Origin of the sequence: Variovorax sp. KBS0712 (genome assembly GCF_006323185.2) — a bacterium.
In the GTDB taxonomy this organism is placed as follows: domain Bacteria; phylum Pseudomonadota; class Gammaproteobacteria; order Burkholderiales; family Burkholderiaceae_C; genus Variovorax; species Variovorax boronicumulans.
In genome coordinates, this window is record NZ_VCCD02000001.1 from 1,708,662 (window position 1) to 1,730,360 (window position 21,699).

The 21,699-nt window shown below is 69.1% G+C and carries 22 protein-coding genes; 10 read left to right on the forward strand and 12 right to left on the reverse strand.

The genetic code is table 11. The features are described from left to right. Positions 1-24: 24 nt before the first annotated feature. Positions 25-2,214 (reverse strand): RelA/SpoT family protein, encoded by a 2,190-nt coding sequence (locus FFI97_RS07835; protein WP_062480706.1) that lies wholly within the window; start codon positions 2,212-2,214, stop codon positions 25-27. A 58-nt stretch (positions 2,215-2,272) separates the two neighbouring features. Further along, positions 2,273-3,226: an alpha/beta fold hydrolase gene (locus FFI97_RS07840; protein WP_260684931.1), complete on the reverse strand. Its 954-nt coding sequence runs from the start codon at positions 3,224-3,226 to the stop codon at positions 2,273-2,275. Between the two features lie 68 nt (positions 3,227-3,294). Between FFI97_RS07840 and FFI97_RS07845 the strand changes: the two genes are divergently transcribed. Further along, a complete protein-coding gene (locus FFI97_RS07845) occupies positions 3,295-4,065 on the forward strand; it encodes a 3-hydroxybutyrate dehydrogenase (protein ID WP_139704638.1) in 771 nt (256 codons plus the stop codon). A 64-nt stretch (positions 4,066-4,129) separates the two neighbouring features. Here the strand turns inward: FFI97_RS07845 and FFI97_RS07850 are convergent, their stop codons facing one another. Further along, positions 4,130-4,837, reverse strand: coding sequence for an SIMPL domain-containing protein (locus FFI97_RS07850; protein ID WP_139704640.1), 708 nt, complete (start codon positions 4,835-4,837; stop codon positions 4,130-4,132). A gap of 54 nt (positions 4,838-4,891) precedes the next feature. Beyond that, positions 4,892-5,329, reverse strand: coding sequence for a hypothetical protein (locus tag FFI97_RS07855; protein WP_223301309.1), 438 nt, complete (start codon positions 5,327-5,329; stop codon positions 4,892-4,894). A 95-nt stretch (positions 5,330-5,424) separates the two neighbouring features. On the opposite strand from FFI97_RS07855, the gene ompR reads away from it, so the two are divergent. Together ompR and FFI97_RS07865 are read left to right on the forward strand one after the other, a co-directional pair. Further along, complete coding sequence (ompR, locus tag FFI97_RS07860; protein ID WP_007837017.1) at positions 5,425-6,156, forward strand: two-component system response regulator OmpR; 732 nt, start codon at positions 5,425-5,427, stop codon at positions 6,154-6,156. A gap of 77 nt (positions 6,157-6,233) precedes the next feature. Beyond that, on the forward strand, positions 6,234-7,655 hold the full coding sequence (locus tag FFI97_RS07865) for a sensor histidine kinase (protein ID WP_139704642.1): 1,422 nt from the start codon (positions 6,234-6,236) through the stop codon (positions 7,653-7,655). A gap of 9 nt (positions 7,656-7,664) precedes the next feature. Here FFI97_RS07865 and ispF read toward each other — a convergent pair whose 3' ends face one another. Together ispF and ispD are read right to left on the reverse strand one after the other, a co-directional pair. Then, complete coding sequence (ispF, locus tag FFI97_RS07870; RefSeq protein WP_139704644.1) at positions 7,665-8,156, reverse strand: 2-C-methyl-D-erythritol 2,4-cyclodiphosphate synthase; 492 nt, start codon at positions 8,154-8,156, stop codon at positions 7,665-7,667. Then, complete coding sequence (ispD, locus tag FFI97_RS07875) at positions 8,153-8,866, reverse strand: 2-C-methyl-D-erythritol 4-phosphate cytidylyltransferase (RefSeq protein ID WP_139704646.1); 714 nt, start codon at positions 8,864-8,866, stop codon at positions 8,153-8,155. The genes ispF and ispD overlap by 4 nt, the downstream gene beginning before the upstream one ends. A 118-nt stretch (positions 8,867-8,984) precedes the next feature. On the opposite strand from ispD, the gene mfd reads away from it, so the two are divergent. Genes mfd through FFI97_RS07890 form a run of 3 tightly spaced genes read left to right on the forward strand, consistent with a single transcriptional unit; the run spans position 8,985 to position 14,238 of the window. Then, positions 8,985-12,467 (forward strand): transcription-repair coupling factor, encoded by a 3,483-nt coding sequence (gene mfd, locus FFI97_RS07880; RefSeq protein ID WP_139704648.1) that lies wholly within the window; start codon positions 8,985-8,987, stop codon positions 12,465-12,467. Next, positions 12,464-13,177, forward strand: coding sequence for a phosphoserine phosphatase SerB (gene serB, locus FFI97_RS07885; RefSeq protein ID WP_139704649.1), 714 nt, complete (start codon positions 12,464-12,466; stop codon positions 13,175-13,177). Before mfd ends, serB begins: the two co-directional genes overlap by 4 nt. After that, positions 13,174-14,238 carry an Ldh family oxidoreductase gene (locus FFI97_RS07890; protein ID WP_139704651.1) on the forward strand — a complete coding sequence of 355 codons (1,065 nt, stop codon included), beginning with the start codon at positions 13,174-13,176 and terminating at the stop codon, positions 14,236-14,238. The genes serB and FFI97_RS07890 overlap by 4 nt, the downstream gene beginning before the upstream one ends. Positions 14,239-14,244: 6 nt before the next feature. On the opposite strand, the gene FFI97_RS07895 is transcribed toward FFI97_RS07890, so the two are convergent. Further along, entirely contained in the window at positions 14,245-14,571 is a 327-nt protein-coding gene (locus FFI97_RS07895) for a DUF6172 family protein (protein ID WP_139704653.1), read from the reverse strand. A 57-nt stretch (positions 14,572-14,628) separates the two neighbouring features. On the opposite strand from FFI97_RS07895, the gene FFI97_RS07900 reads away from it, so the two are divergent. Continuing rightward, positions 14,629-14,856 (forward strand): hypothetical protein, encoded by a 228-nt coding sequence (locus FFI97_RS07900; RefSeq protein ID WP_013541760.1) that lies wholly within the window; start codon positions 14,629-14,631, stop codon positions 14,854-14,856. A 9-nt stretch (positions 14,857-14,865) separates the two neighbouring features. On the opposite strand, the gene FFI97_RS07905 is transcribed toward FFI97_RS07900, so the two are convergent. Then, positions 14,866-16,053 carry a PLP-dependent aminotransferase family protein gene (locus tag FFI97_RS07905; RefSeq protein ID WP_139704654.1) on the reverse strand — a complete coding sequence of 396 codons (1,188 nt, stop codon included), beginning with the start codon at positions 16,051-16,053 and terminating at the stop codon, positions 14,866-14,868. Positions 16,054-16,228: 175 nt separating this feature from the next. Between FFI97_RS07905 and nth the strand changes: the two genes are divergently transcribed. Genes nth through FFI97_RS33890 form a run of 3 tightly spaced genes read left to right on the forward strand, consistent with a single transcriptional unit; the run spans position 16,229 to position 17,754 of the window. Further along, entirely contained in the window at positions 16,229-16,876 is a 648-nt protein-coding gene (gene nth / locus FFI97_RS07910) for an endonuclease III (protein WP_095745121.1), read from the forward strand. A gap of 21 nt (positions 16,877-16,897) precedes the next feature. After that, a complete protein-coding gene (locus FFI97_RS07915; RefSeq protein WP_260684935.1) occupies positions 16,898-17,542 on the forward strand; it encodes a hypothetical protein in 645 nt (214 codons plus the stop codon). Then, a complete protein-coding gene (locus FFI97_RS33890; protein ID WP_260684936.1) occupies positions 17,449-17,754 on the forward strand; it encodes an inhibitor of vertebrate lysozyme family protein in 306 nt (101 codons plus the stop codon). The genes FFI97_RS07915 and FFI97_RS33890 overlap by 94 nt, the downstream gene beginning before the upstream one ends. 10 nt (positions 17,755-17,764) lie before the next feature. Here the strand turns inward: FFI97_RS33890 and FFI97_RS07920 are convergent, their stop codons facing one another. Genes FFI97_RS07920 through FFI97_RS07935 form a run of 4 tightly spaced genes read right to left on the reverse strand, consistent with a single transcriptional unit; the run spans position 17,765 to position 21,631 of the window. Further along, the gene (locus FFI97_RS07920; RefSeq protein WP_139703785.1) at positions 17,765-18,337 is read right to left on the reverse strand and encodes a histidine phosphatase family protein; all 573 of its coding nucleotides are present in this window, start codon (positions 18,335-18,337) and stop codon (positions 17,765-17,767) included. Next, positions 18,334-19,128 carry an adenosylcobinamide-GDP ribazoletransferase gene (locus tag FFI97_RS07925; RefSeq protein ID WP_139703783.1) on the reverse strand — a complete coding sequence of 265 codons (795 nt, stop codon included), beginning with the start codon at positions 19,126-19,128 and terminating at the stop codon, positions 18,334-18,336. Before FFI97_RS07925 ends, FFI97_RS07920 begins: the two co-directional genes overlap by 4 nt. Continuing rightward, positions 19,125-20,168 (reverse strand): nicotinate-nucleotide--dimethylbenzimidazole phosphoribosyltransferase, encoded by a 1,044-nt coding sequence (gene cobT, locus FFI97_RS07930; RefSeq protein ID WP_144004401.1) that lies wholly within the window; start codon positions 20,166-20,168, stop codon positions 19,125-19,127. Before cobT ends, FFI97_RS07925 begins: the two co-directional genes overlap by 4 nt. Next, complete coding sequence (locus FFI97_RS07935) at positions 20,165-21,631, reverse strand: cobyric acid synthase (protein WP_139703781.1); 1,467 nt, start codon at positions 21,629-21,631, stop codon at positions 20,165-20,167. The genes cobT and FFI97_RS07935 overlap by 4 nt, the downstream gene beginning before the upstream one ends. Between the last annotated feature and the right edge of the window lie 68 nt (positions 21,632-21,699).

A 21,699-nucleotide genomic window follows, 5' to 3' on the forward strand; every position in this document is an offset into this window, starting at 1 on the left:
GTATAGCAGGAGAAATGGCCCTTTTCAGCGCCGACGTGCAGATCGCACACCAGTCACTGCAGTCACCACACTCAACACCTGCGTCAAACGCGCGGCATCGGCGATTTCCACGGTGAAAGTCATCCACGCCGTGCCCTTGATCGACTGCGTCTGCACGCCGATCACGTTCATCTTCTCGCGTGCGAACACGTCGGAGATATCGCGCAGCAAGCCCTGGCGGTCGGCCGCCTCCACAGCCACATCCACTGCGTAGACCGGTGCATCCGCGCCCTTCTTCGGCAGGCCCCATTCGACATCGATCACGCGTTCGCCGTCCTTCGCGGCCATCGTGCGGAAGTTGCTGCAATCCGCGCGATGCACGCTGACGCCATGGCCACGCGTGACAAAGCCACGGATCGCATCCGGCGGCGCCGGCTTGCAGCACTTGGCAAGCTGCGTCATCAGCGACGACACGCCCACCACCAGCACACCGCCCTTGCCCGACTTTTCGCTGCCGCGCGCCTTCTTGATCTGGACGCCGTCGTCAGGGTTCAGCGCCGGCTCGGGCGGACGCAGCAGCGTCTCGATGTTGCGCAGCGAAAACTCGTCCTTGCCGACGACCTCGAACAGATGGTCAGCCGACTTGAAGCCGAGCTGCGACGCCAGGTCTTCGAGCCGCATGGCCGTCTTGCCTTCGCGCTGCAGCAGCTTCTCGACGGCCTCGCGTCCGCGTGCCACGGTCTCGTGCGTGATCTGCGCGTTGAACCAGGCGCGCACCTTGGCGCGTGCGCGGTGGCTCGCGAGATAACCCAGCTCCGCATTCAGCCAATCGCGCGACGGCCCGCCTTCCTTGGCCGCCATGATCTCGACCGTCTGCCCGTTCGACAGCGGCGTGTTGAGCGGCACCATCGCGCCATCAACACGCGCGCCGCGGCAGCGATGGCCCAGCGTCGTGTGCACCGTGTAGGCGAAGTCGACCGGCGTTGCGCCCTGCGGCAACTCGACGATGGCGGCATCGGGCGTGAGCACATAGATGCGATCGTCGAACAGGCCCTGCCCCTGCAGCCCGCCCGACAGGTCGCGCTCCCAGGCCAACAGCTGACGCAGCACAGCGATCTTGGCGTCGTACTCGCCGCTCGCCCACACGCCCGCATAGCCCTTGTGGCCCGCTTCCTTATAGGCCCAGTGCGCCGCCACGCCATGTTCGGCGTGGTCGTGCATTTCCTCGGTGCGGATCTGGATCTCGATCGGCTTGCCCACCTTGCCGTCGACGATCTCGCGCACCACCGTGTGCAGCGACTGGTAACCATTGGGCTTGGGCCGCGCGATGTAGTCGTCGAACTCCTCGTCGATGGGCTGGAAGTGCGAGTGCACCCAGGCCAGCGCGGCATAGCAGTCCTTCACGTCCGGCACCACCACGCGCAGCGCGAGGATGTCGAAGACCTGCTCGAAGTCGAGCGACTTGCCGCGCATCTTCTTGACGATGCTGTAAATGTTCTTCGGGCGTCCCTGCACCGTGGCCTTGACGCCCTCGGCCTGCAGTTCGTGCTCCAGCTGCGAGCGCAACTGCTCGACATGGCCTTCGCGCTCGATGCGCTTCTCGTCGAGCAGCCGCGCGATCAGCTTGTAGGTCTCGGGCTCGAGAAAGCGGAACGAGAGGTCCTCGATCTCCCACTTCACCTGCCAGATGCCCAGCCGGTTCGCGAGCGGCGCAAACACCTGCAGCGACTCGCGCGCCACGCTTTCGGGCGCGGGCTGCTTGCTGGCCGCCGCATGCCGCAGCGTCTGCAGGCGCGAGGCCAGCCGCAGCATGACCACGCGCAGGTCACGCGAAAACGCGAGCAGCATCTTGCGCACGTTCTCGGTCTGCGCGCCGGCGCCTTCGGCGTGGTGTCCTTGCGAGGCCGTTCGCGCCTGCTCCTGCACGCGCACGAGCTTGGTGGTCTCGACCGCGAGCGCAGCGAAGTTGTCGCCGAAAACCTTGGCGATCACTTCCTGCGGGCGGTTCAGGTGCTGGCATGAGTACACGAGGTAGCTCGCGGCCTGCATTGCCTCGGAGCCACCCATCTTCGCAACGATGGCGGCCACCGCATCGGCGTGCGCCAGCGTGTTCTCGCCGGTGTCGAGCTTTTCGTCGGCAATCAGCGGCTCGGCGAACGCACGGGCGCGCGCCAGCATGTTCTCCATGACCGGTGAGCGGTCGGCCGTGGCGGCCGACAGCGGGTAATCGACCATGACGCCGTCGGACAGGGGTGCCGTCTGAAGGTTCGCAGACTCTCGCTTCACGATGCCCTCAATCGAACAGGAAATTCGTGACGACGGCGACCTGTGCGGGATCGACGAAAGTCGGCGCGTGCCCCACGCCCTCGAACTCGACGAGCGTGGCACGCGGCCCGCGCTGCGTCATCGCGGCCGCCGTTTCGGGCGACAGCAGGTCGGACGCCGCGCCGCGCGTGAGCAGCGCGCGCGCCTCGATGGCGTCGTACAGGCTCCACATCACCGCCCCGCCCTGCGCCGCGATCTCGGGCGTGATGGCCCGCAACGGCACGCCGATGGCCGGGTCGTAGTGCAGCACCCAGGCGCCCTCGCCCACCGGGCCGGCACTGGCGGTCTTGGCGGCACCGTCGGCGCTGCGCTCGGACGCCGGCACCACCATGTGCTGCGACAGCGCGCGCCACTGCTCGGGCGTGTGCGGCCCGAACGTGGTCGACAGGGCCCACATCGCATCGGCCGCGGCCTGCACGCTCGGAAACTGGCCGCTCTTGCCCACATACGCGCCGATGCGCTGGATGGCGGCGGGCTCGACCGTGGGGCCGACATCGTTCGCGACGAAACGGCGAATGGGCCGGGGCAGCGGCAGCTCCTTGTGGCCGGCCAGCACGAAGCCGATCAGCCCGCCCATGCTGGTGCCGACGTAGTCGAGCGTGTCGATGGGATGCTCGCCGTGCAACTGCGCGATCAGCGTCACCATGTCGGCCGCATACACCGGCACTTGATAGAAAGCGGGGTCGCGCAGCCAGTCGCTGCGCCCGCGCCCGACCACGTCGGGACAGACCACGCGCACGTCGCCGCCCGCGCGCGCCACGATGGCCTGCGCGAGCACGTCGAAATCGCGCCCCTGCCGGGTCAGCCCGTGCACGCAGATCACGACATGTGCGCTGTGCGCGTCGCCCCATTGCCAATAGGCCATGCGATGACCGCCCTGGGCGTCGTTGCAGGCCACGTCGTGAAGGGTCGGTTCTGTCATGGAAACGGAGGGGTTCGGGTGCGGATAATGGTCTCGTTGCATCCTAATTCATCCGGAGATTGATCTTCATGCTCAAAGGCAAAACCGCGCTTGTCACGGGGTCCACCAGTGGCATTGGCTTCGCCATCGCCAAGGCGCTGGCCCAACAGGGCGCACACATCGTGCTCAACGGCTTCGGCGACACCGACACCCCCAAGGCCCAGATCGAGGCGCTCGGCGTGCGCGCCGAGTACCACGGGGCCGACATGAGCAAGCCCGACCAGATCGAGGACATGATGAAGTTCGCCGCGTCGAAGTTCGGCCGCGTCGACATCCTCGTCAACAACGCCGGCATCCAGCACGTCGCCAAGGTCGAGGACTTCCCGACCGAACGTTGGGACGCGATCCTCGCGATCAACCTCACGAGCGCCTTCCACACGACGCGCCTGGCGATCCCCGCGATGCGCGAGGCCAACTGGGGCCGCATCATCAACGTGGCGTCGGCGCACGGGCTCGTGGCCTCGGCGCAGAAGTCGGCCTATGTCGCAGCCAAGCACGGCATCGTCGGCCTGACCAAGTCGGTGGCGCTCGAAACCGCCACCACCGGCGTCACCTGCAACGCGATCAGCCCGGGCTGGGTGCTCACGGCGCTGGTGCAAAAGCAGATCGACGACCGCGCGGCCCGCGAAGGCATTTCGGCCCTCCAGGCGCAGAACGAATTGCTGGGAGAAAAGCAGCCCTCGCTGCAGTTCACGACGGTCGAGCAACTGGGCGGGCTGGCCGTCTTCCTGAGTTCTCCCGCCGCCGATCAGGTGCGGGGCGTCGCCTGGGCCATGGATGGCGGCTGGACGGCTCAGTAAATCAACAGAGACAACGAAAAAACGCCGGCGGCACTCGCCCGCCGGCGCTGCGCTCTTTGTCTTCTTACTTGAGCTGCACCGAGCCGGAGACGTTCACGACCACGCTGGTCTTGCCCGCCTCAACCGGCACGGCCGAATCGGCGGCCGAGAACGACTTGGCCTGCATGGCCATCACGCGCGGGCGGATCGGGCCGCTGTCGTTCGCGTTCACCGACACCTCGCGCAGCGTGTAGCCGCCGAAGCCGAAGCCCTTGGCCAGCTCGCCGGCCTTCTGCTTGAAGTTGTCGATGGCGATGTTCTGCGCCTCGGTCTCGGTCTTGGCGCGCTGTTCGCGGCTCAGACCGAAGCCGACGTTGCCCACGCTGAGCGTGCTGATGCGCCCGGCCGTCTGAGTGATGCGCGCGAAGTCGCGGCCTTCGAGCACGAGTTCGGTCGCCCCCTGCCAGCCATTGATCTTGCCGTCCTTGGTGTAGCGCGGCGAGAGGCTGAAGTTCCCCGTGCGCACGTCGAGCTGGCCCGGCTGCGCATTCTTCTTGGCCTCGGCCAGCGCGGCGTCGAGCGCGGTCTTGAGCTGGGTCTGCACGGTGCCCGCCTCGGCGGCGTCGCGCGTGGTGACGAGGGTCATGCTCAGCAGGTCTTGCTGAACTTCGACAGTGCCGGAGGCCGACAGCTGGAGCACGTTTTGTGGAGCAGGCATGACGGCATTCTGGGCCAAGGCGGCGCCGGCAAAGGTCAGCGCGGCGCAGGCCGCGATCAATTGAACAGTCTTCAAGACAGATTTCTCCCTGGTGGATGCGAGGAAAAGCCCTCGCCCGCGCCTTCTTCTTCAGTGGCGCAGGCTGCGCGGCGCGGTTTGCGGACTGGCGACGGGCTGCGGTACCGGCACGATGCGCTCGGCAGGCTGTGATTCTGCCGAATTCAGAAGTACACCCGTTCCCGCGGGCACCCACTGCCCCCGGACCTGCTGCCTCAACTCGAAGAGTTCGCCCGCCGTGAGACGGCGCCCCGCCAGCGCTTCGCCGCGGCGCTGCTCTTCCCGCTGGGCCGCCCGGTGCGCGGCCACGGCATCGCGCACTTCGCTGCGGCGCCCTTCACTGACCCGCAAAAACCCTTCGGAAGCGACGGACGTCGCACCACAGGCGCATGCGAAAAAAAGCAGAGGCAAGGCAGAAAAAGAAGGTCTCATCGCGCAATCGTCATAAGGCAGCACGGACTGTGCCACCGCCGGGCAAAGCCCGGATGACCAGACGGCGAGCGGCCGCAAGTTGTGTAACTTAGTGTCAACCACTACGGAATTCGGCAGCAATGGGGTCCTAACGCCTTCAGAATCGGCGCTGTTACAAATTCAACGTTGTAGAAATGACTCAAGTTCCCGCTCGCACCGACAAGATCGTGATCGTCGACGACGACGCCCGCATCCGCGACCTGCTGCGCCGCTACCTGACGCAGGAAGGATTCGAAGTGATCGTGGCCGAGGACGGCAAGGCGCTCAACCGCATCCTGTTGCGCGACACGGTCGACCTGATCGTGCTCGACCTGATGATGCCCGGCGAAGACGGCCTCTCCGTGTGCCGCCGTCTGCGTGCCGCCAACGACCGCACGCCGATCATCATGCTCACCGCCAAGGGTGAGGACGTGGACCGCATCGTCGGTCTCGAAGTCGGCGCCGACGACTACCTCGGCAAGCCCTTCAACCCGCGCGAACTGCTGGCCCGCGTGCACGCCGTGCTGCGCCGCCGTCCGCCGCTCGAGGCGCCCGGCGCCCCCTCCACCGAGAACGAGACCGTCACCTTCGGCCCGTTCGCCTTCGACCTCGGCTCGCGCACCCTGAAGAAGGACGGCGAAGAACTCTCGCTGACCACCGGCGAGTTCGCGATGCTGAAGGCGCTGGTGCGCCATCCGCGCCAGCCGCTGTCGCGTGAAAAGCTGGCCCAGCTGGCACGCGGGCGCGAATTCGAGCCCTTCGACCGCAGCCTGGACGTGCAGATCTCGCGCCTGCGCAAGCTGGTCGAGTCCGACGCCGCGGCGCCGCGCTACATCCAGACCGTCTGGGGCGTGGGCTACGTGTTCGTGCCGGACGGCACGGCCTGACGATCCGCTGAGAGGTGGCCATCGGCCTCCATTCCGCCCGACCTGACCCGGCCCAGGAGGACGGGGCACAGGTCACGATGCCCAGCCCGCTCGAAGCGAGCGCGCAGCGTGACCGCCGCCCCGGCCTCAAGCTGGGTTTCAGCCTTTTCTGGCGCACCTTCTTTCTGCTCGCACTGCTGCTGATCGGCTGCACGGTCGCGTGGCTGCAGACCTTCCGCTCGCTCGAGTACGAGCCACGCGCCATCCAGACCGGACACCAGATCGCCTCGCTCGTGAACCTCACACGCGCGGCGCTGGTGTACTCGGACGCGATCACGCGGGTCTCGCTGATCAAGACGCTGGCCGACCAGGAAGGCGTACGCATCCTGCCGCGCGAGCCCAACGACCGCTTCCAGCCTTACACCAGCGGCGCGCTCGACGAGCGCGTCACCGAAGAGCTGATCGCTCAACTCGGCGAAGGCACCACCGTCGCCAGCCGCGTCAACGACGAGCCGGGCCTGTGGATCGGCTTCACCATCGAGAGCGACACCTACTGGCTGCTGCTTGACCCCACGCGCTTCAGCCGCGTGGGCGGGCGCACCTGGCTGGTCTGGCTCAGCACGGCGATGGCGCTGTCGCTCGCCGGCGCGGCGCTGATCACGCGGCTCATCAACCTGCCGCTCAAGCAGCTGTCGCGCGCCACCTTGCAGGTGCGCGAGGGCGAGTACGAGGCGCACCGGCTCGACGAGCGCGCCCGCACCAACGAGATCCGCGCGGTCAACATCGGCTTCAACCGCATGGCCGACCAGCTCGCCAAGATCGAGCAGGACCGCGCCATCATGCTGGCCGGTATCTCGCACGACCTGCGCACGCCGCTGGCCCGGCTGCGGCTCGAGACCGAGATGAGCGTGGCCGACGAAGACGCGCGCGACCACATGGCCGCCGACATCGCGCAGCTCGACGCCATCATCGACAAGTTCCTCGACTACGCCCGCCCCGACCATGTCGACCAGCGCCCCGTGCTGCTGCGCGACGTGATCGACGCCTGCACCTACGCCGTGCAGGACTACGAAGAGATGAACATCCACGTCGACGTGCCCGCCGACCTGAAGGTGATGGGCGACGAGGTGGAGCTCACGCGCGTGATCTCCAACCTGGTCGAGAACGCCCGGCGCTACGGCAAGACGCCGTCGACCGGCGTGGCGGACGTCACGATCCAGGCGCAGGCCAACAACGACGCGGTGCTGATCAAGGTGCGCGACCACGGCGCGGGCGTCGAGCCCGCCCTGCTCGTGCAGCTGACCAAACCCTTCTTCCGCGGCGACGCGGCGCGCACCTCGGCGGCCGGTGCCGGCCTGGGGCTGTCGATCGTGGCGAAGAACATCGAGCGCATGGGCGGCACCTTCGCGCTCACCAGCACGCCGGGCCGGGGCCTTGCGGCCCACATCCGGATGCCGCGCGCGATGCCGGCGGGCAGCAGCAAGCCCGGCGAGGTGTCGGGCAAGAAGCAGGTCGCCTGAGGACGCGCGTCAGCGGTGCAGCAGCACCGCGGCGCGGGCTTCCATCGCCCGGCCCTCGCCCACCGGGCCGAGTTTCTCGGCCGTCTTGGCTTTCACATTGACCTGATCGAGCGCAATACCCAGCGTGTCGGCGATGCGCTGGCACATGGCCGGGATGTGCGGCGCCAGCTTGGGCGCCTGCGCGATCACGGTGCTGTCGACGTTGCCGATCTCCCAGCCGGCGGCCCGCACGCGGCGCGCCGCCTCGGCCAGCAGCACGGCCGAATCGGCGCCACGGAACTGGGCGTCGGTATCGGGAAAATGCCGGCCGATGTCGCCCAGCCCGGCACCGCCGAGCAGCGCGTCGGTGATGGCGTGCAGCAGCACGTCGGCGTCCGAATGCCCGAGCAGGCCGGTGGTGTGCGGCACCTCGATGCCACCCAGGATGAGCTTGCGCCCCGTCACCAGCTGGTGAACGTCCCAGCCTTCGCCGATGCGGATGTTGAACGGGGTCGTCGTCATGCCATGGCCTTCTTGCGGCCGAGCAGCACCGCCTCGGTCAGTGCGAAATCTTCGGGGAAGGTGACCTTGAAGTTCTGCGCGTTGCCGGGCACCAGCAGCGGCGCCAGGCCGAGGGTCTCGATGGCGCTGGCCTCATCGGTCACCACGTCGCCCACGCGCTCCAGCGCGTCGAGCAGCATGCCGATGCGGAACATCTGCGGCGTCTGGGCCAGCCACTTGTCGGCGCGCGGCAGGGTCTGGGTCGAGCGGCTGTCGGTCGACGAGACCTTCAGCGTGTCGGCCAGCCGCTGCGCCAGCAGGCCGCCGACGGCGTCGTGCTCGCAGGCGGCGATCAGCGCCTCGATCTGGCTGGACGTGACCAGGCAGCGCGCCGCGTCGTGCACCAGCACCCAGTCGTGCGGCCCGGCGCCCTTCTGGCGCAGCGCCGCCAGGCCGTTGCGCACCGAGGCGGCGCGCGTCAGGCCGCCCACGCGCAGCAGATATTCGCCCGTCGTCGGGAAGCGTGGCAGCGCCGTCTGCACCTCGCGGTCGTCGGGCGACACCACCACGGCCACGCCCGCGAAACGCCCAGCCAGCGCGCGGAACGCGTCCACCGTGTGGGCCACCATCGACTGGCCCGCCAGGCGCCGGTACTGCTTGGGCTGCGCGCCGCCGGCGCGGTGGCCGGAACCGGCACAGGGGATCAGCACGTAGAAACGGGAAGAAGACATGGAGGGTGCGGCACGGGCCGATGGCCGACAAGCGGATAAGGGGCCGCCATTCTAGAATTGACATTCGCACACCCCTCGCCGTCCGGCGCGGGGTGTCGTGCATTTTTCGAACCGCTCCATGGACCTCCCCCTTCTCCCGGCGGGCAAGCGTTTCACGCTGCCGCGTCCCCCGTTGTCCGCCGATGCGCTGATGCTGGCCCAGCTCGGCATGCGCGAGAAGGCCGCGGGTCGCGCCACCGCGATGTTCACCGCCGACGCGAACGACGCCCAGCGGCTCATCGACGAAATCGCCTTCTTCGCGCCCGAGCTGCGCTGCGCCCTCTTCCCCGACTGGGAGACGCTGCCCTACGACAGCTTCTCGCCGCACCAGGACCTGATCAGCGAGCGCCTGGCCACGCTGTGGCGCATCAGCCAGAAAGAGGCCGACGTGGTGCTGGTGCCCGCCACCACCGCGCTGTACCGGCTGGCGCCGCCCGCCTTCCTGGCCGGCTACACCTTCCAGTTCAAGGCCAAGCAGAAGCTGCAGGAGTCCAAGCTCAAGGCCCAGCTCACGCTGGCCGGCTACAGCCACGTCACGCAGGTGGTGAGCCCGGGCGAGTACGCGGTGCGCGGCGGCCTGATCGACCTGTTCCCGATGGGCTCGCCGGTGCCGTTTCGCGTCGACCTGTTCGACGACGAGATCGACTCCATCCGCACCTTCGACCCCGACACCCAGCGCAGCCTCTACCCCGTGCCCGAGGTGCGCCTGCTGCCGGGCCGCGAGTTCCCGATGGACGACGACGCCCGCGCGCGCTTTCGCAGCCGCTGGCGCGAACTGCTCGAGGGCGACCCGACCAAGAGCCGCATCTACAAGGACATGGGCAACGGCGTGGCCACCGCCGGCATCGAGTACTACCTGCCGCTGTTCTTCGACGAGACGGCCACGGTGTTCGACTACCTCGGCCCCGACGCCACCGTCGTGCTGCACGGGGACCTGGAACCCGCGTTTCAGCACTTCTGGCAGGACACGAACGAGCGCTACCGCCTGGTGCAGGGCGACCCCGAGCGCCCCGCGCTGCCGCCCGACGCGCTGTTCCTCAATGCCGAGCAGTTCTACCAGCGCGCCAAGCCGCACGCGCAGCTGGCCATTCGCGGTGACATCGCCACCGACGCGCCCTACGCCGAGTTCGACAAGCTGCCGCCCTTTGCCGTCGTGCGCGGCGCGGAAGACCCGCTGGTCGGCCTGAAGGCCCACATCGCCGCCACGCCGCACCGCGTGCTGCTCATCGCCGAGAGCGACGGCCGCCGCGAGAGCCTGCTCGACTTCCTGCGCGCCAGCGGCGTGAACCCGCCGGCCTTCGACTCGCTGGCCGAGTTCGAAGCCTCGGGCGACGAGAAGATCGGCATCGCCACCGCCGCGCTGGCCTCGGGCTTCGCGTGGCGCGAACAGGCGATCGACTTCGTCACCGAGACCGAGCTGTTCGCCACCGCGCCCACCACGCGCCGGCGCAACAAGAAGCAGGAACAGGTCAGCGACGTCGAAGCGCTGATCAAGGACCTGTCCGAACTCAACGTGGGCGACCCGGTGGTGCACAGCGCGCACGGCATCGGCCGCTACCGCGGCCTGATCCACATGGACCTGGGCCAGGGCACGGGCGCCGACGGCAAGCCGCTGCTGCAGGAAATGCTGCACCTGGAGTACGCCGACAAAGCCACGCTCTACGTGCCCGTGAGCCAGTTGCACCAGATCAGCCGCTACACCGGCGTGAGCGCCGACGAGGCGCCGCTGCACAAGCTGGGCTCCGGCCAGTGGGAAAAGGCCAAGCGCAAGGCCGCCGAACAGGTGCGCGACTCGGCCGCCGAGCTGCTCAACATCTACGCCCGCCGCGCCGCGCGCGAGGGCCATGCCTTCCGCTACTCGCCGGCCGACTACGAGGTGTTCGCCAACGACTTCGGCTTCCAGGAAACCGCCGACCAGAAGGCCGCCATCCACGCCGTGGTGCAGGACATGATCTCGCCCCAGCCGATGGACCGCCTCGTGTGCGGCGACGTGGGTTTCGGCAAGACCGAGGTCGCGCTGCGCGCCGCCTTCATCGCCGTCACCGGCGGCAAACAGGTGGCCTTCCTGGCGCCCACCACGCTGCTTGCCGAGCAGCACTACCAGACGCTGGTCGACCGTTTTGCCAAGTGGCCCGTGAAGGTCGCCGAGATGAGCCGCTTCCGCTCGGCCAAGGAAATCACGGCCGCCGCCAAGGGCCTGGCCGAGGGCCAGGTGGACATCGTGGTGGGCACGCACAAGCTGCTCTCGCAGTCGGTCAAGTTCAAGAACCTGGGCCTGCTCATCATCGACGAGGAGCACCGCTTCGGCGTGCGCCACAAGGAGGCGATGAAGGCGATGCGCGCCGAGGTCGACGTGCTCACGCTCACCGCCACGCCGATTCCGCGCACGCTGGGCATGGCGCTCGAAGGCCTGCGCGACCTGAGCGTGATCGCCACCGCGCCGCAGCGCCGGCTGGCCATCAAGACCTTCGTGCGCAACGAGGGCACGGGCGTGATCCGCGAAGCCGTGCTGCGCGAGCTGAAGCGCGGCGGCCAGGTCTACTTCCTGCACAACGAGGTCGAGACCATCGAGAACCGGCGCCAGAAGCTCGAAGAAATCCTGCCCGAGGCCCGCATCGCCGTGGCCCATGGCCAGATGCCCGAGCGCGAGCTGGAGCGCGTGATGCGCGACTTCGTGGCCCAGCGCTACAACATGCTGCTGTGCTCGACCATCATCGAGACCGGCATCGACGTGCCCACCGCCAACACCATCGTGATGAGCCGCGCCGACAAATTCGGCCTGGCGCAGCTGCACCAGCTGCGCGGCCGCGTCGGTCGCTCGCACCACCAAGCCTATGCCTACCTCATGGTGCCCGACACCGAGGGCCTGACCAAGCAGGCCTCGCAGCGGCTCGAGGCGATCCAGCAGATGGAAGAACTGGGCTCGGGCTTCTACCTCGCGATGCACGACCTGGAGATCCGCGGCACGGGCGAAGTGCTCGGCGAGAACCAGAGCGGCAACATGATGGAGATCGGCTTCCAGCTCTACAACGAGATGCTCAGCGAAGCCGTGCGCTCGCTGAAGGCCGGGCAGGAGCCCGACCTGCTCTCGCCGCTGTCGGTCACCACCGAAATCAACCTGCACGCCCCCGCTCTCTTGCCCGACGACTACTGCGGCGACGTGCACCTGCGGCTGTCGTTCTACAAGAAGCTCGCCACCGCGAAGACACCCGACCAGATCGACACGCTGCTGGAAGAAATCGTCGACCGCTTCGGCAAGCTGCCGCCGCAGGCCCAGACGCTGATCGACACGCACCGCCTGCGCGTGCTCGCGCGGCCCTACGGCGTGGTCAAGGTCGATGCGGCGCCGGGCATCATCAACATCACCTTCCGCAAGGACGCGCCGGTGGACGGCATGGCCATCATCCAGCTGATCCAGAAGAACAAGCACATCAAGCTCGCCGGCAACGAGAAGCTGCGCATCGAGCGCGAACTCAAGGAGCCGAAGGACCGCGCCCAGATGGTGCGCGACGTGCTGCGCAGCCTCGGACAACCCCTCGTCAAGGAAACCGCCCCCGCATGAGCGCTACGACTGAACTCTCCCCCGGCCTCGTCCTCCAGCGCGTGAAGCCGCCGCTGAAGCTCGCCGACTTCAAGCTGATCGCGTTCGACATGGACTCGACGCTCATCAACATCGAGTGCATCGACGAGATCGCCGATGCCGTCGGCAAGAAGGCCGAGGTGGCTGCGATCACCGAAGCCACGATGCGCGGCGAGATCAAGGACTTCAAGGAAAGCCTGCGCCGCCGCGTGGCGCTGCTGCAGGGCGTGCCCGTGGCCGCGTTGCAGCAGGTGTACGACGAGCGCCTGAAGCTCAACCCGGGCGCCACCGAGCTGGTCGCCGCGTGCAAGAAGGCCGGCCTCAAGGTGCTGCTGGTGTCGGGCGGCTTCACCTTCTTCGCGAACCGCGTGAAGGACCGCCTGGGCATCGACTTCGCGCGCTCCAACCTGCTCGACGAAGCCGACGGCCAGCTCACCGGCCAGGTCGTGACGCAAAGCTGGGGCGACATCTGCGACGGCGCCGAAAAGCGCCGCACGCTGCTCGAAGTGGCCTCGCTCATGGGCATCTCGCCGCAGGAAACCATCGCCGTGGGCGACGGCGCCAACGACCTGCCGATGATGGGCGAGGCCGGGCTGTCGGTGGCCTATCACGCCAAGCCGAAGGTGCGCGAGCAGGCCATGGTGGCGATCAACGAAGGCGGGCTCGACCGCGTGCTGGAAATCCTGAAATGACCGAGGCCGCCCCGCTGTACCGCGCCGACGCGCTGCGCGACTACGCCAGCGCCCTGCTGCAGAAGGCGGGGCTCGCGGCCTCGATGGCCGACAGCGTGGCGCGCACGCTGGTCGAAGGCGACCTGCTGGGCCACGACACGCACGGCCTCGCGCTGCTGGCCGGCTATGTGAAAGAGATCGAATCGGGCGGCATGACGCGCGACGGTGCGCCCGAGGCGCTGTCCGACCGCCCCGCCGCCGTGCTGTGGGACGGCAAGCGCCTGCCCGGCCCCTGGCTCATGGACCAGGGCATGGACCTGCTGGTGCCGCGTGCGCGCGAACTGGGCACGGCCTCGCTCGTGATTCGCCGCAGCCACCACATCGCCTGCCTCGCGGTCTACATGCTGCGCGCGCTGCAGGAAGACATGCTGATGCTGCTGGCCTGCTCCGACCCCAACACCGCCAGCGTCGCGCCCTTCGGCGGCACGCAGGCCGTGTTCACGCCGAACCCGCTGGCGATGGGCTTTCCGCTGTCGCAGGGCGGCGTGATGGTCGACATCTCGGCCTCGATCACCACCAACGGCATGAGCAACCGCAAGCGCGCGGCCGGTGAGACTTTCGCCGAGGAATGGCTCATCGACGCCTCCGGCAAGCCGTCGAACAACCCGCAGGTGCTGTTCGACCAGCCGCCCGGCACGCTGCTGCCCGTGGGCGGCCTGAGCCACGGCCACAAGGGCTACGGCATGGCGCTGCTGGTCGAGACGCTCACGGCCGGCCTCGCGGGCCACGGCCGCGCCGACCCGCCCGAAGGCTGGGGCGCGACGGTGCACCTCACGCTGCACGACCTGCACGCCTTCGGCGGCAAGGACGCCTTCCTGCGCCAGATGGACCACGTGGCCGCGAAATGCCGCGACAACGCGCCCATCGACCCGGCCAGGCCTGTGCGGCTGCCGGGTGAAGGCGGGTTGAAGCGTCGGGAAGCGCAATCGGCGAACGGGGTGCGGCTGCACCCGTCGATTGCGCGCTCGCTGCAGGAGGCGGAGCAGCGGCATGGCCTGCGGCTGGCGCAGGCGCTGATCTGACGGGGCTTATTCCTCGTCGTCGTTCTCGGCGTGGCCGGGCGCACCCGCGGGCCGCGGCTGGCGCTTGCCGGGCTTGGCCAGGATCTCGATGTAGAACTGCTTGCCGCCCTCTTTCACCACACCGTCGATGAGGCCGGTGATGGCTGTGAGGTGGATGGTTTCGGCGGATTCCTGGGCGCTGCCGAACCGGCAGTCGAAGTCCCAGAAGTCGGCGCCTTCGGGCAGGTCGCGGCGGCGCTCGCGCTTGATGTACTTGCGAATCTCGTGCTTGACGGCTTCGAGGTGACGGTCGGGGTGCTTGCCCTCGACCTGAAGCTGGAAGGTTTTTCTCATGGGTGATGGTAACCCGCTGTGTAAAGTCGGCGGTTCAAATGGAAAGCAGGTGAAGACATGGCACGCGCAAACGACTGGGCAAGCAAGGTGATGGCATTGGTGAACGGCGGCAACGCCCCGGCGGCCATTGCGCAGATCAAGGTCGCGCCGTCGGTCAAGGACCTGAAGGCGCTGCAGACCATCATGACGCTCTCCAAAATGAAAGGCCGCTATCCGAACGTGGATGCGGCCATTTCAGACAACCTGGACCTGCTGGCAGCGCCCCGGCTGCACCGGTCCCCCTGAACGTCGGCGTTACAGGGCCTGGCCGAGGCGCTTCACGCCCTCTTCGATCTTCTCGATGTCGGCCGTGGCAAAGCTCAGGCGCAGTGTCGCCACATCGGGCTTCTCGGCGAAGAACGGCGCGCCGGGCACGAAGGCCACCAGCTTCTCGATCGCACGCTTGGCCAGCTCGTTGGCATCGGCCAGCTTGCCGTTGGCGCTCGTCAGGCGCGCCCAGAAGAACAGCCCGCCGTTGGGCTGCGTGAAGCTCACCGCATCGCCCAGCTCGCGCTTCAGCGCGGCGCCCATGGCCTGCGCGCGCTGGCCGTAGACCTCGCGCACATGCGCCAGCGTGCCGGGCATGCGGCCGCTCTTGAGGTACTGCGCGGCCGTGGCCTGCGCGAAGGTGCTGGTGTGGGCGTCGCTGAACTGCTTGCACATCGTGGCCTTGGCCAGCAGCTCGGGCGGCGCGATCATCCAGCCGATGCGCAGGCCGGGGCTGAGCACCTTGCTCAGGCTGCCGCAGTGCGCGAGCAGCTCGCGGCTGCCAGGCACGTCCTTGCTCAGCGACATGATCGACGGCGGCGGTGCTTCGCCGAAGTACAGGTCGCCGTAGGGGTCGTCCTCGACGATCAGCGTCTGGTACTTCACGGCCAGCTCGAGCACCTTCTTGCGGCGCTCCAGGCTCAGCATGGCGCCGCTGGGGTTGCCGAAGGTGGGGATCAGGTAGACGAACTTGGGCTTGTGCTCGGCGATGAGCTTCTCGAGCTCGTCGGTCTTCACGCCGTTGGCATCGATGGGCGCGCTGATGAGCTGCGCGCCGTACAGGCGAAAGCACTGGATCGTCGCCAGGAAGGTCGGGCCTTCGACGATCACCTTGTCGCCGGGCGAGATCATGGTCTTGCCCAACAGGTCGAGCGCCTGCTGGCTGCCGGTGGTGACGATCAGGCCGCTCGGGTCCACATCGACGCCCTTGGTCTTCATGAAGGCGCTGAGCTGGCTGCGCAGCGGCTCGTAGCCTTCGGTGGCGCCGTATTGCAGGGCCCCGCCGGCTTCTTCGGTGAGCGCCTTCTGGCTCGCCTCCTTCAGGCCCTCGACGTCGAACATGGCGCTGTCCGGGAAACCGCCCGCAAAACTGATGATGCCGGGCTTGCCCAGCAGCTTGAAGAGTTCGCGGATGGCGGAGGTTTCGACGTTGTCGAGGCGGGAGGCGAATTGCATGGTCAGTCTCACTTTCTGGGCGTCATTGTCGCGAAAGCCCGGGCAGGAAAGCTGCGTAGGGCCATGGCTTTTCGACGATATATTGCATCCATCGCCGCAAACGCCGGTGCTCGCCCTGCCTTGTGCGGCATGCGCCCCGCGAGCCCCACGCAGTGAACGGCGACCCCCACGACCCATGAAAAAATCCGACATCCCCCTCTTCTTCGCCACCCTGCAGGCCGCCAACCCCGAGCCGCGCACGGAGCTCGAATACACCACGCCCTTCGAACTGCTCGCCGCCGTGCTGCTGTCGGCGCAAGCCACCGACGTGGGCGTGAACAAGGCGACGCGCCGGTTGTATCCGGTGGCGAACACGCCGCAGGCGATCCTCGACCTGGGGGTTGAAGGGCTGGAGTCGTACATCAAGACGATCGGGCTATACCGCAGCAAGGCCAAGCACCTGATCGAGGCCTGCCGGATGCTGGTCGAGCTGCATGGCGGCGAGGTACCGCGCACGCGCGCCGAGCTCGAGGCGCTGCCGGGCGTGGGGCGCAAGACGGCCAACGTGGTGCTCAACGTGGCCTTCGGCGAAGAGACCATCGCGGTCGACACGCACATCTTCCGCATCGGCAACCGCACCGGGCTTGCGCCCGGCAAGACGCCGCTGGACGTGGAACTCAAGCTCGAAAAGCGCATCCCACCCGAATTCCGCCTGCACGCACACCACTGGCTGATCCTGCATGGGCGCTATGTCTGCGTGGCGCGCAAGCCGCGCTGCTGGGAATGCGCGGTCTCCACCTTCTGCTCGTTCAAGCCCAAGACACCGGCCCCCAAGACCGCCTGAGCGGCACACACCACCTCGCACATGACGACGACAACGATTTTCAAGAAGACGCCTTCCGCCGCCCTCCTCTTTCTCGCAGCGCTGTGCAGCGCGGGCGCCGCCTGGTCGCGCGACGGCGTGCTGCCGCCGGAGACGATGGCGCTCTACGGCGGACGCTGGTCCGCCAACTGCGCCGACGCAGCGGCACCGACGCTGCAGGTGCGCGAAGACATGCTGATCGCCGAGCGCGGCAAGCGCCGCGTGGTCGGCCGCCAGCCGGACACGGCGCACAGCTTCTTCGGCAACCAGCCGCCGCCGCCGAACTTCGACGTGGCGCTGATAAGCCGCGTGGACAAGGGCGACAACGCGATGATGAATTTCCTGGTCTTTCGCGATGCGCGCGGCCAGTCGATCACGCTGAAGGCCGACAAGCCGGTCATGGGCCAGCTGGGGTCGGAGCTGCTGAAGCAGCGCTACTGGCGCTGCGACGGTCCGGCGCGGGCCGCGGCGCCGCCCGCCGACCCGCGACCGCCGCCCCCAAGCCGCCGGCACCCGCCACGGGCAGCCCGGCCGCCCTCGCCCGGGGCCCCGCGATGGACAAGGCCTGGCGCGCCGCGCTGGGCACACGGGAAACTGAACGCTGGCTGGTGCGCCGCGAAGGCCCGGCGCCCGAGCCGCAATGGGTGACGGTGGACGGCACGCGCTACCTGCTGCACGCCTTCTGCAAGCCGCACGACTGCTACGACCACAACGCCATCGCGCTGTACGACCAGGGCTCGGGCCGGCTCTATGGGCTGGTACAGCGCAACGGGCAGAACCAGCTCCTGGGTGGCCCCTCGCCGCAGTTCGCGGGGCAGCTCGATCGTCTCTGGCGCGAGCAGTGGCGCGCCAAGAACTGACAGCGCCTCGTCAGCCGACCGGCGCGGCGACCACGCGCCAGTCGCCGAAGGCCGCCGCGTCGTTGGGCCATTGATCGGCCCGTTCGGGGCACGTCACGCCCTGCGACAGCAACTGCACCGCGCGCAGCACGCCGGCATGCGTGACCCATAGCGCATCGGCGCCGGTCGCCAGCCAGTCGGCATGCGCCGAGGCCACGCGCTGCATGAAGGCGCGCACGCTCTCGCCGTCGCCTCCTGCGGGGGCATCGGCAAAACGATTCGTCCAGGCCTCGAATTCCTCACGGGCCACGGCCGACCACAGGCGCCCTTCCCAGGCGCCGAAACTCATCTCGGCCAGCCGCGCATCGCGCCGCACCGACAGATCGGGCCGCAGCGCGACGATGGCATCCGCCAGCATGGCGCAACGCCGCAGCGGCGAACTCCACAGCGCGATGCCGGCCGGCAGCACCGCGGCGATGCGCGCGGCCGCGGCCTGCGTGCCGTCCGCGTGGGCATCGAGGTCGGTCGCGCCGTAGCACAGGCCCGCCGGCGCGATCACCGGCGCGTGGCGCTGCAGCCAGAGCTGGGCGGTCGCGGCGCTCATGCCTTCCACGCCAGCGCGAGGTAGATCGCCAGTTCACACACCTGCTGCGTCGCGCCGAGCCCGTCGCCCGTGAAGCCCTGCAGCCGACGCACGAAGAGCCGCGCCATCCAGCCACCCGCGAGCACCAGCGCCACGAGCGCCGCGCCCACATGCACCGCGTCGTGCGCGCACAGCAGCAGCGCCACGGCGGGTGCGGCCCACAGCACGGCGACGAGCAGCGCACCGCCGCTGATCGCGTCGGCCAGCGGCTTGGCCTTGCTGCCGCTGCTGTCGCCCACGTAGGGCAGCCAGCGGATCAGGAACAGCGGCGCCAGCCGCGACAGCACATGCGCACCGACGATGGACACGGCCACCACGTCCAGCCCGCGCGCGGCCAGCGCGGCCAGCAGGCCGAACTTCAGGCCCAGCGCCAGCACCAGCGCAACCGCGCCGAAGGCGCCGATGCGCGAGTCCTTCATGATCTCCAGCGCGCGCTCGCGGCTGGCCGAACCGCCGAGGCCGTCGGCCACGTCGGCCAGGCCGTCTTCGTGGAAGGCGCCTGTGAGCATCACGGTGGCGACGGTGCTCAGCACGGCCGCGACCAGCGCCCCTGCCACGCCCGGCAGGCCCGCCCCCACAGCGACGAACACCGCCGCCGCCACCCCACCCGCGATCCAGCCGATGGCCGGCAGGTGCGCCGCGGCGGCGCGCAGCATCTGCGGGCTGAAGCCGACCCAGGCGGCGAGTTTTCCCGTCACCGGCACGCGGGTGAAGAACTGGACCGCCAGCAGGAAATGGCGCACGCCGTTCATTGCTGGCGCGACACGCCCGCCGATTCGAAGCTCGCCATCTCGCGCAGGATGCGGCAGGCCGATTCGAGCAGCGGCCACGCCAGCGCGCCGCCCGAGCCCTCGCCCAGTCGCAGGTCGAGGTTCAGCAAGGGCTCGAGCCCGAGGTGCTTCAGCAGCAGCGTGTGCCCCGGCTCGGCCGAGCTGTGCGCCGCCACGCAGCGTTGCGTCACCTGCGGGCGGATCGCCTGGGCGACCAGCACGGCGGCGCTGGCAATGAAGCCGTCGACCACGATCACGCGCCGCTCCTGCGCCGCCTGCAGCACGGCGCCGACGAGCGTCGCAACCTCGAAGCCGCCGAACGCGGCCAGTGCCTCGAGCGGCGCGGTGGCGCCCGCGTGCAGGGCGAGCACCTCGCGCAGCACCTCGCGCTTGCGTGCGAGGCCGTCGGCGTCGAGCCCCGTGCCGGCACCGGTGCACGGGCCGATGTCCAGCCCGGCCAGGCGCGACAGCAGCAGCGCGGCGGACGAGCTGTTGCCGATGCCCATCTCGCCCAGCAGCAGCGCGTTGCCCGGCAGCGCGCGCACCACCTCGCGGCCGTTGGCGATGGCCTGGGCGCATTGTTCGGGTGTCATGGCGGGGCCAGCCGAGGCGTCGGCCGTGCCGGCGGCGATGCGCCGCGACACCAGGCCGGGGCGCGGCTGGAAGTCGCGCCGCACGCCGCAATCGACCACGGTGAGCGCCAGGCCGTGCTGGCGCGCCAGCACGCTGACCGCCGCCCCGCCGGCCAGGAAGTTCTCGACCATCTGCCAGGTCACGTCGCTCGGATAGGCCGACACGCCGCGCGCCGCCAGCCCATGGTCGCCCGCGCACACCAGCATCTGCGGTGCGTCGAGCACCGGCTGCTCGGAGCCCAGGATGGTGCCGATGCGCAGCGCCAGCGCTTCGAGGCGGCCCAGCGCGCCGACGGGCTTGGTCTTGTTGTCGAGCGCGCCCTGCAGGCGCGCCGCGAGCGCGGCGTCGGCGATGTCTGGAACGGCGGGAATCAAATCGGTGTCGGTCATGCGATCAGGCCGGCGAGCACGCCGGCGTCGAAGTGGGTGTCGATGAAGTCGGCCAGGCCGTCGAAGGTGGCGTCCAGCGTGGGCGCCGTGGTGCCGAACAGCGACTGCAGCGCGGCCGGGTCTTCGAACAGGCCGTGCAGGTACAGGCCCATCACGTTGCCGCGCGCGTTCTGCCAGGCCAGGCCCTCGGGCATCACGGCGCTGCCGTCGTGGGCCAGCTGGGGGTGGGCGGCCGTCTGGCCGTGGTGGATTTCGTAGCCGGCGATGCGCACGCCCGCCAGCGCGGCCCAGGGGCCGGCGACGAGGTCCGCCGAGAACGTCGCCTCGCGGTGCCGCACGGTCTTCTCGCGCTCGAACACGGTCACGAGCGGCAGCAGCCCGAGCCCGGGCGCGTTGCCGTCGATGCCATGCGGATCGACCAGCGCCTCGCCCAGCATCTGCAGCCCGCCGCACACGCCCAGCACGGCGCCGCCGCGCCCTGCGTGCTCGGCCACCGCGCGGTCCAGCCCCTGCGCGCGCAGCCAGGCCAGGTCGCCGCTCGTGTGCTTGGAGCCCGGCAGCACGATCCAGTCTGCGCCGGCCACGTCGGCCGGTGTGCGGGCCCAGACCAGGCGCACGCCGGGCACGTTCTTCAAGGCCTGGAATTCGTCGAGGTTGCTCAGGCGCGGGTACGCGACCACTGCCACCGTGCGCGTGACCACGCCGCTGGCGCGGCTGCGGTCGTCGAACACGCCGTCTTCCTCAGGCAGGCCGTGCTGCCACCACATGGGCAGCGTGGCCACGGTGGGCACGCCGGTCAGTTCTTGCAGCTGCTGTGGCGCGGGGGCCAGCAGCGACGCGTCGCCCCGGAACTTGTTGAGCACGAAGCCATGGATGAGCGCCCGGTCGGCCTCGGGCAGCAGCGCCCAGGTGCCGTACAGGTGGGCGAAGGCGCCGCCGCGGTCGATGTCGGTCGCCAGCAGGCAGCGCGCCTGGGCATGGCGGGCGACGCGCAGGTTGACGATGTCGCTGGCCATGAGGTTGATCTCGGCCGGCGAACCGGCGCCTTCGATGACGACCACGTCGTTCTCGGCGCGCAGTTCGTCGAAGGCCTGCGCGATCTGCGGCCAGACGCGCTCACTGCGCCCGCGCCACGGCAGGGTCGACAGCGCCTCGCTCACCTGCCCCATCAGCACCACCTGGCTGTGGGTGTCGCGCTCGGGCTTGAGCAACAGCGGGTTCATGCGCACGTCGGGCACGGCGTTGGCGGCCAGGGCCTGGAAGTACTGGGCGCTGCCGATCTCGCCGCCCTCGACCACGCGGGCGTTGTTGCTCATGTTCTGCGCCTTGAACGGCGCCACCCGCAGCCCCTGGCGGGCATACCACCGGCACAGCGCGGTGGCCAGCCAGCTCTTGCCGGCGCCGCTGGTGGTGCCCAGGACCATGACGCAGCGCGCCGGTCCGCTTGTCGCTCTAGAACTCATCCGGGGATTGTCGTTGAGCGCTGAACCGAATCCGGAAAGCCGAGTCGGACGTACCAAGGGATGCGGCC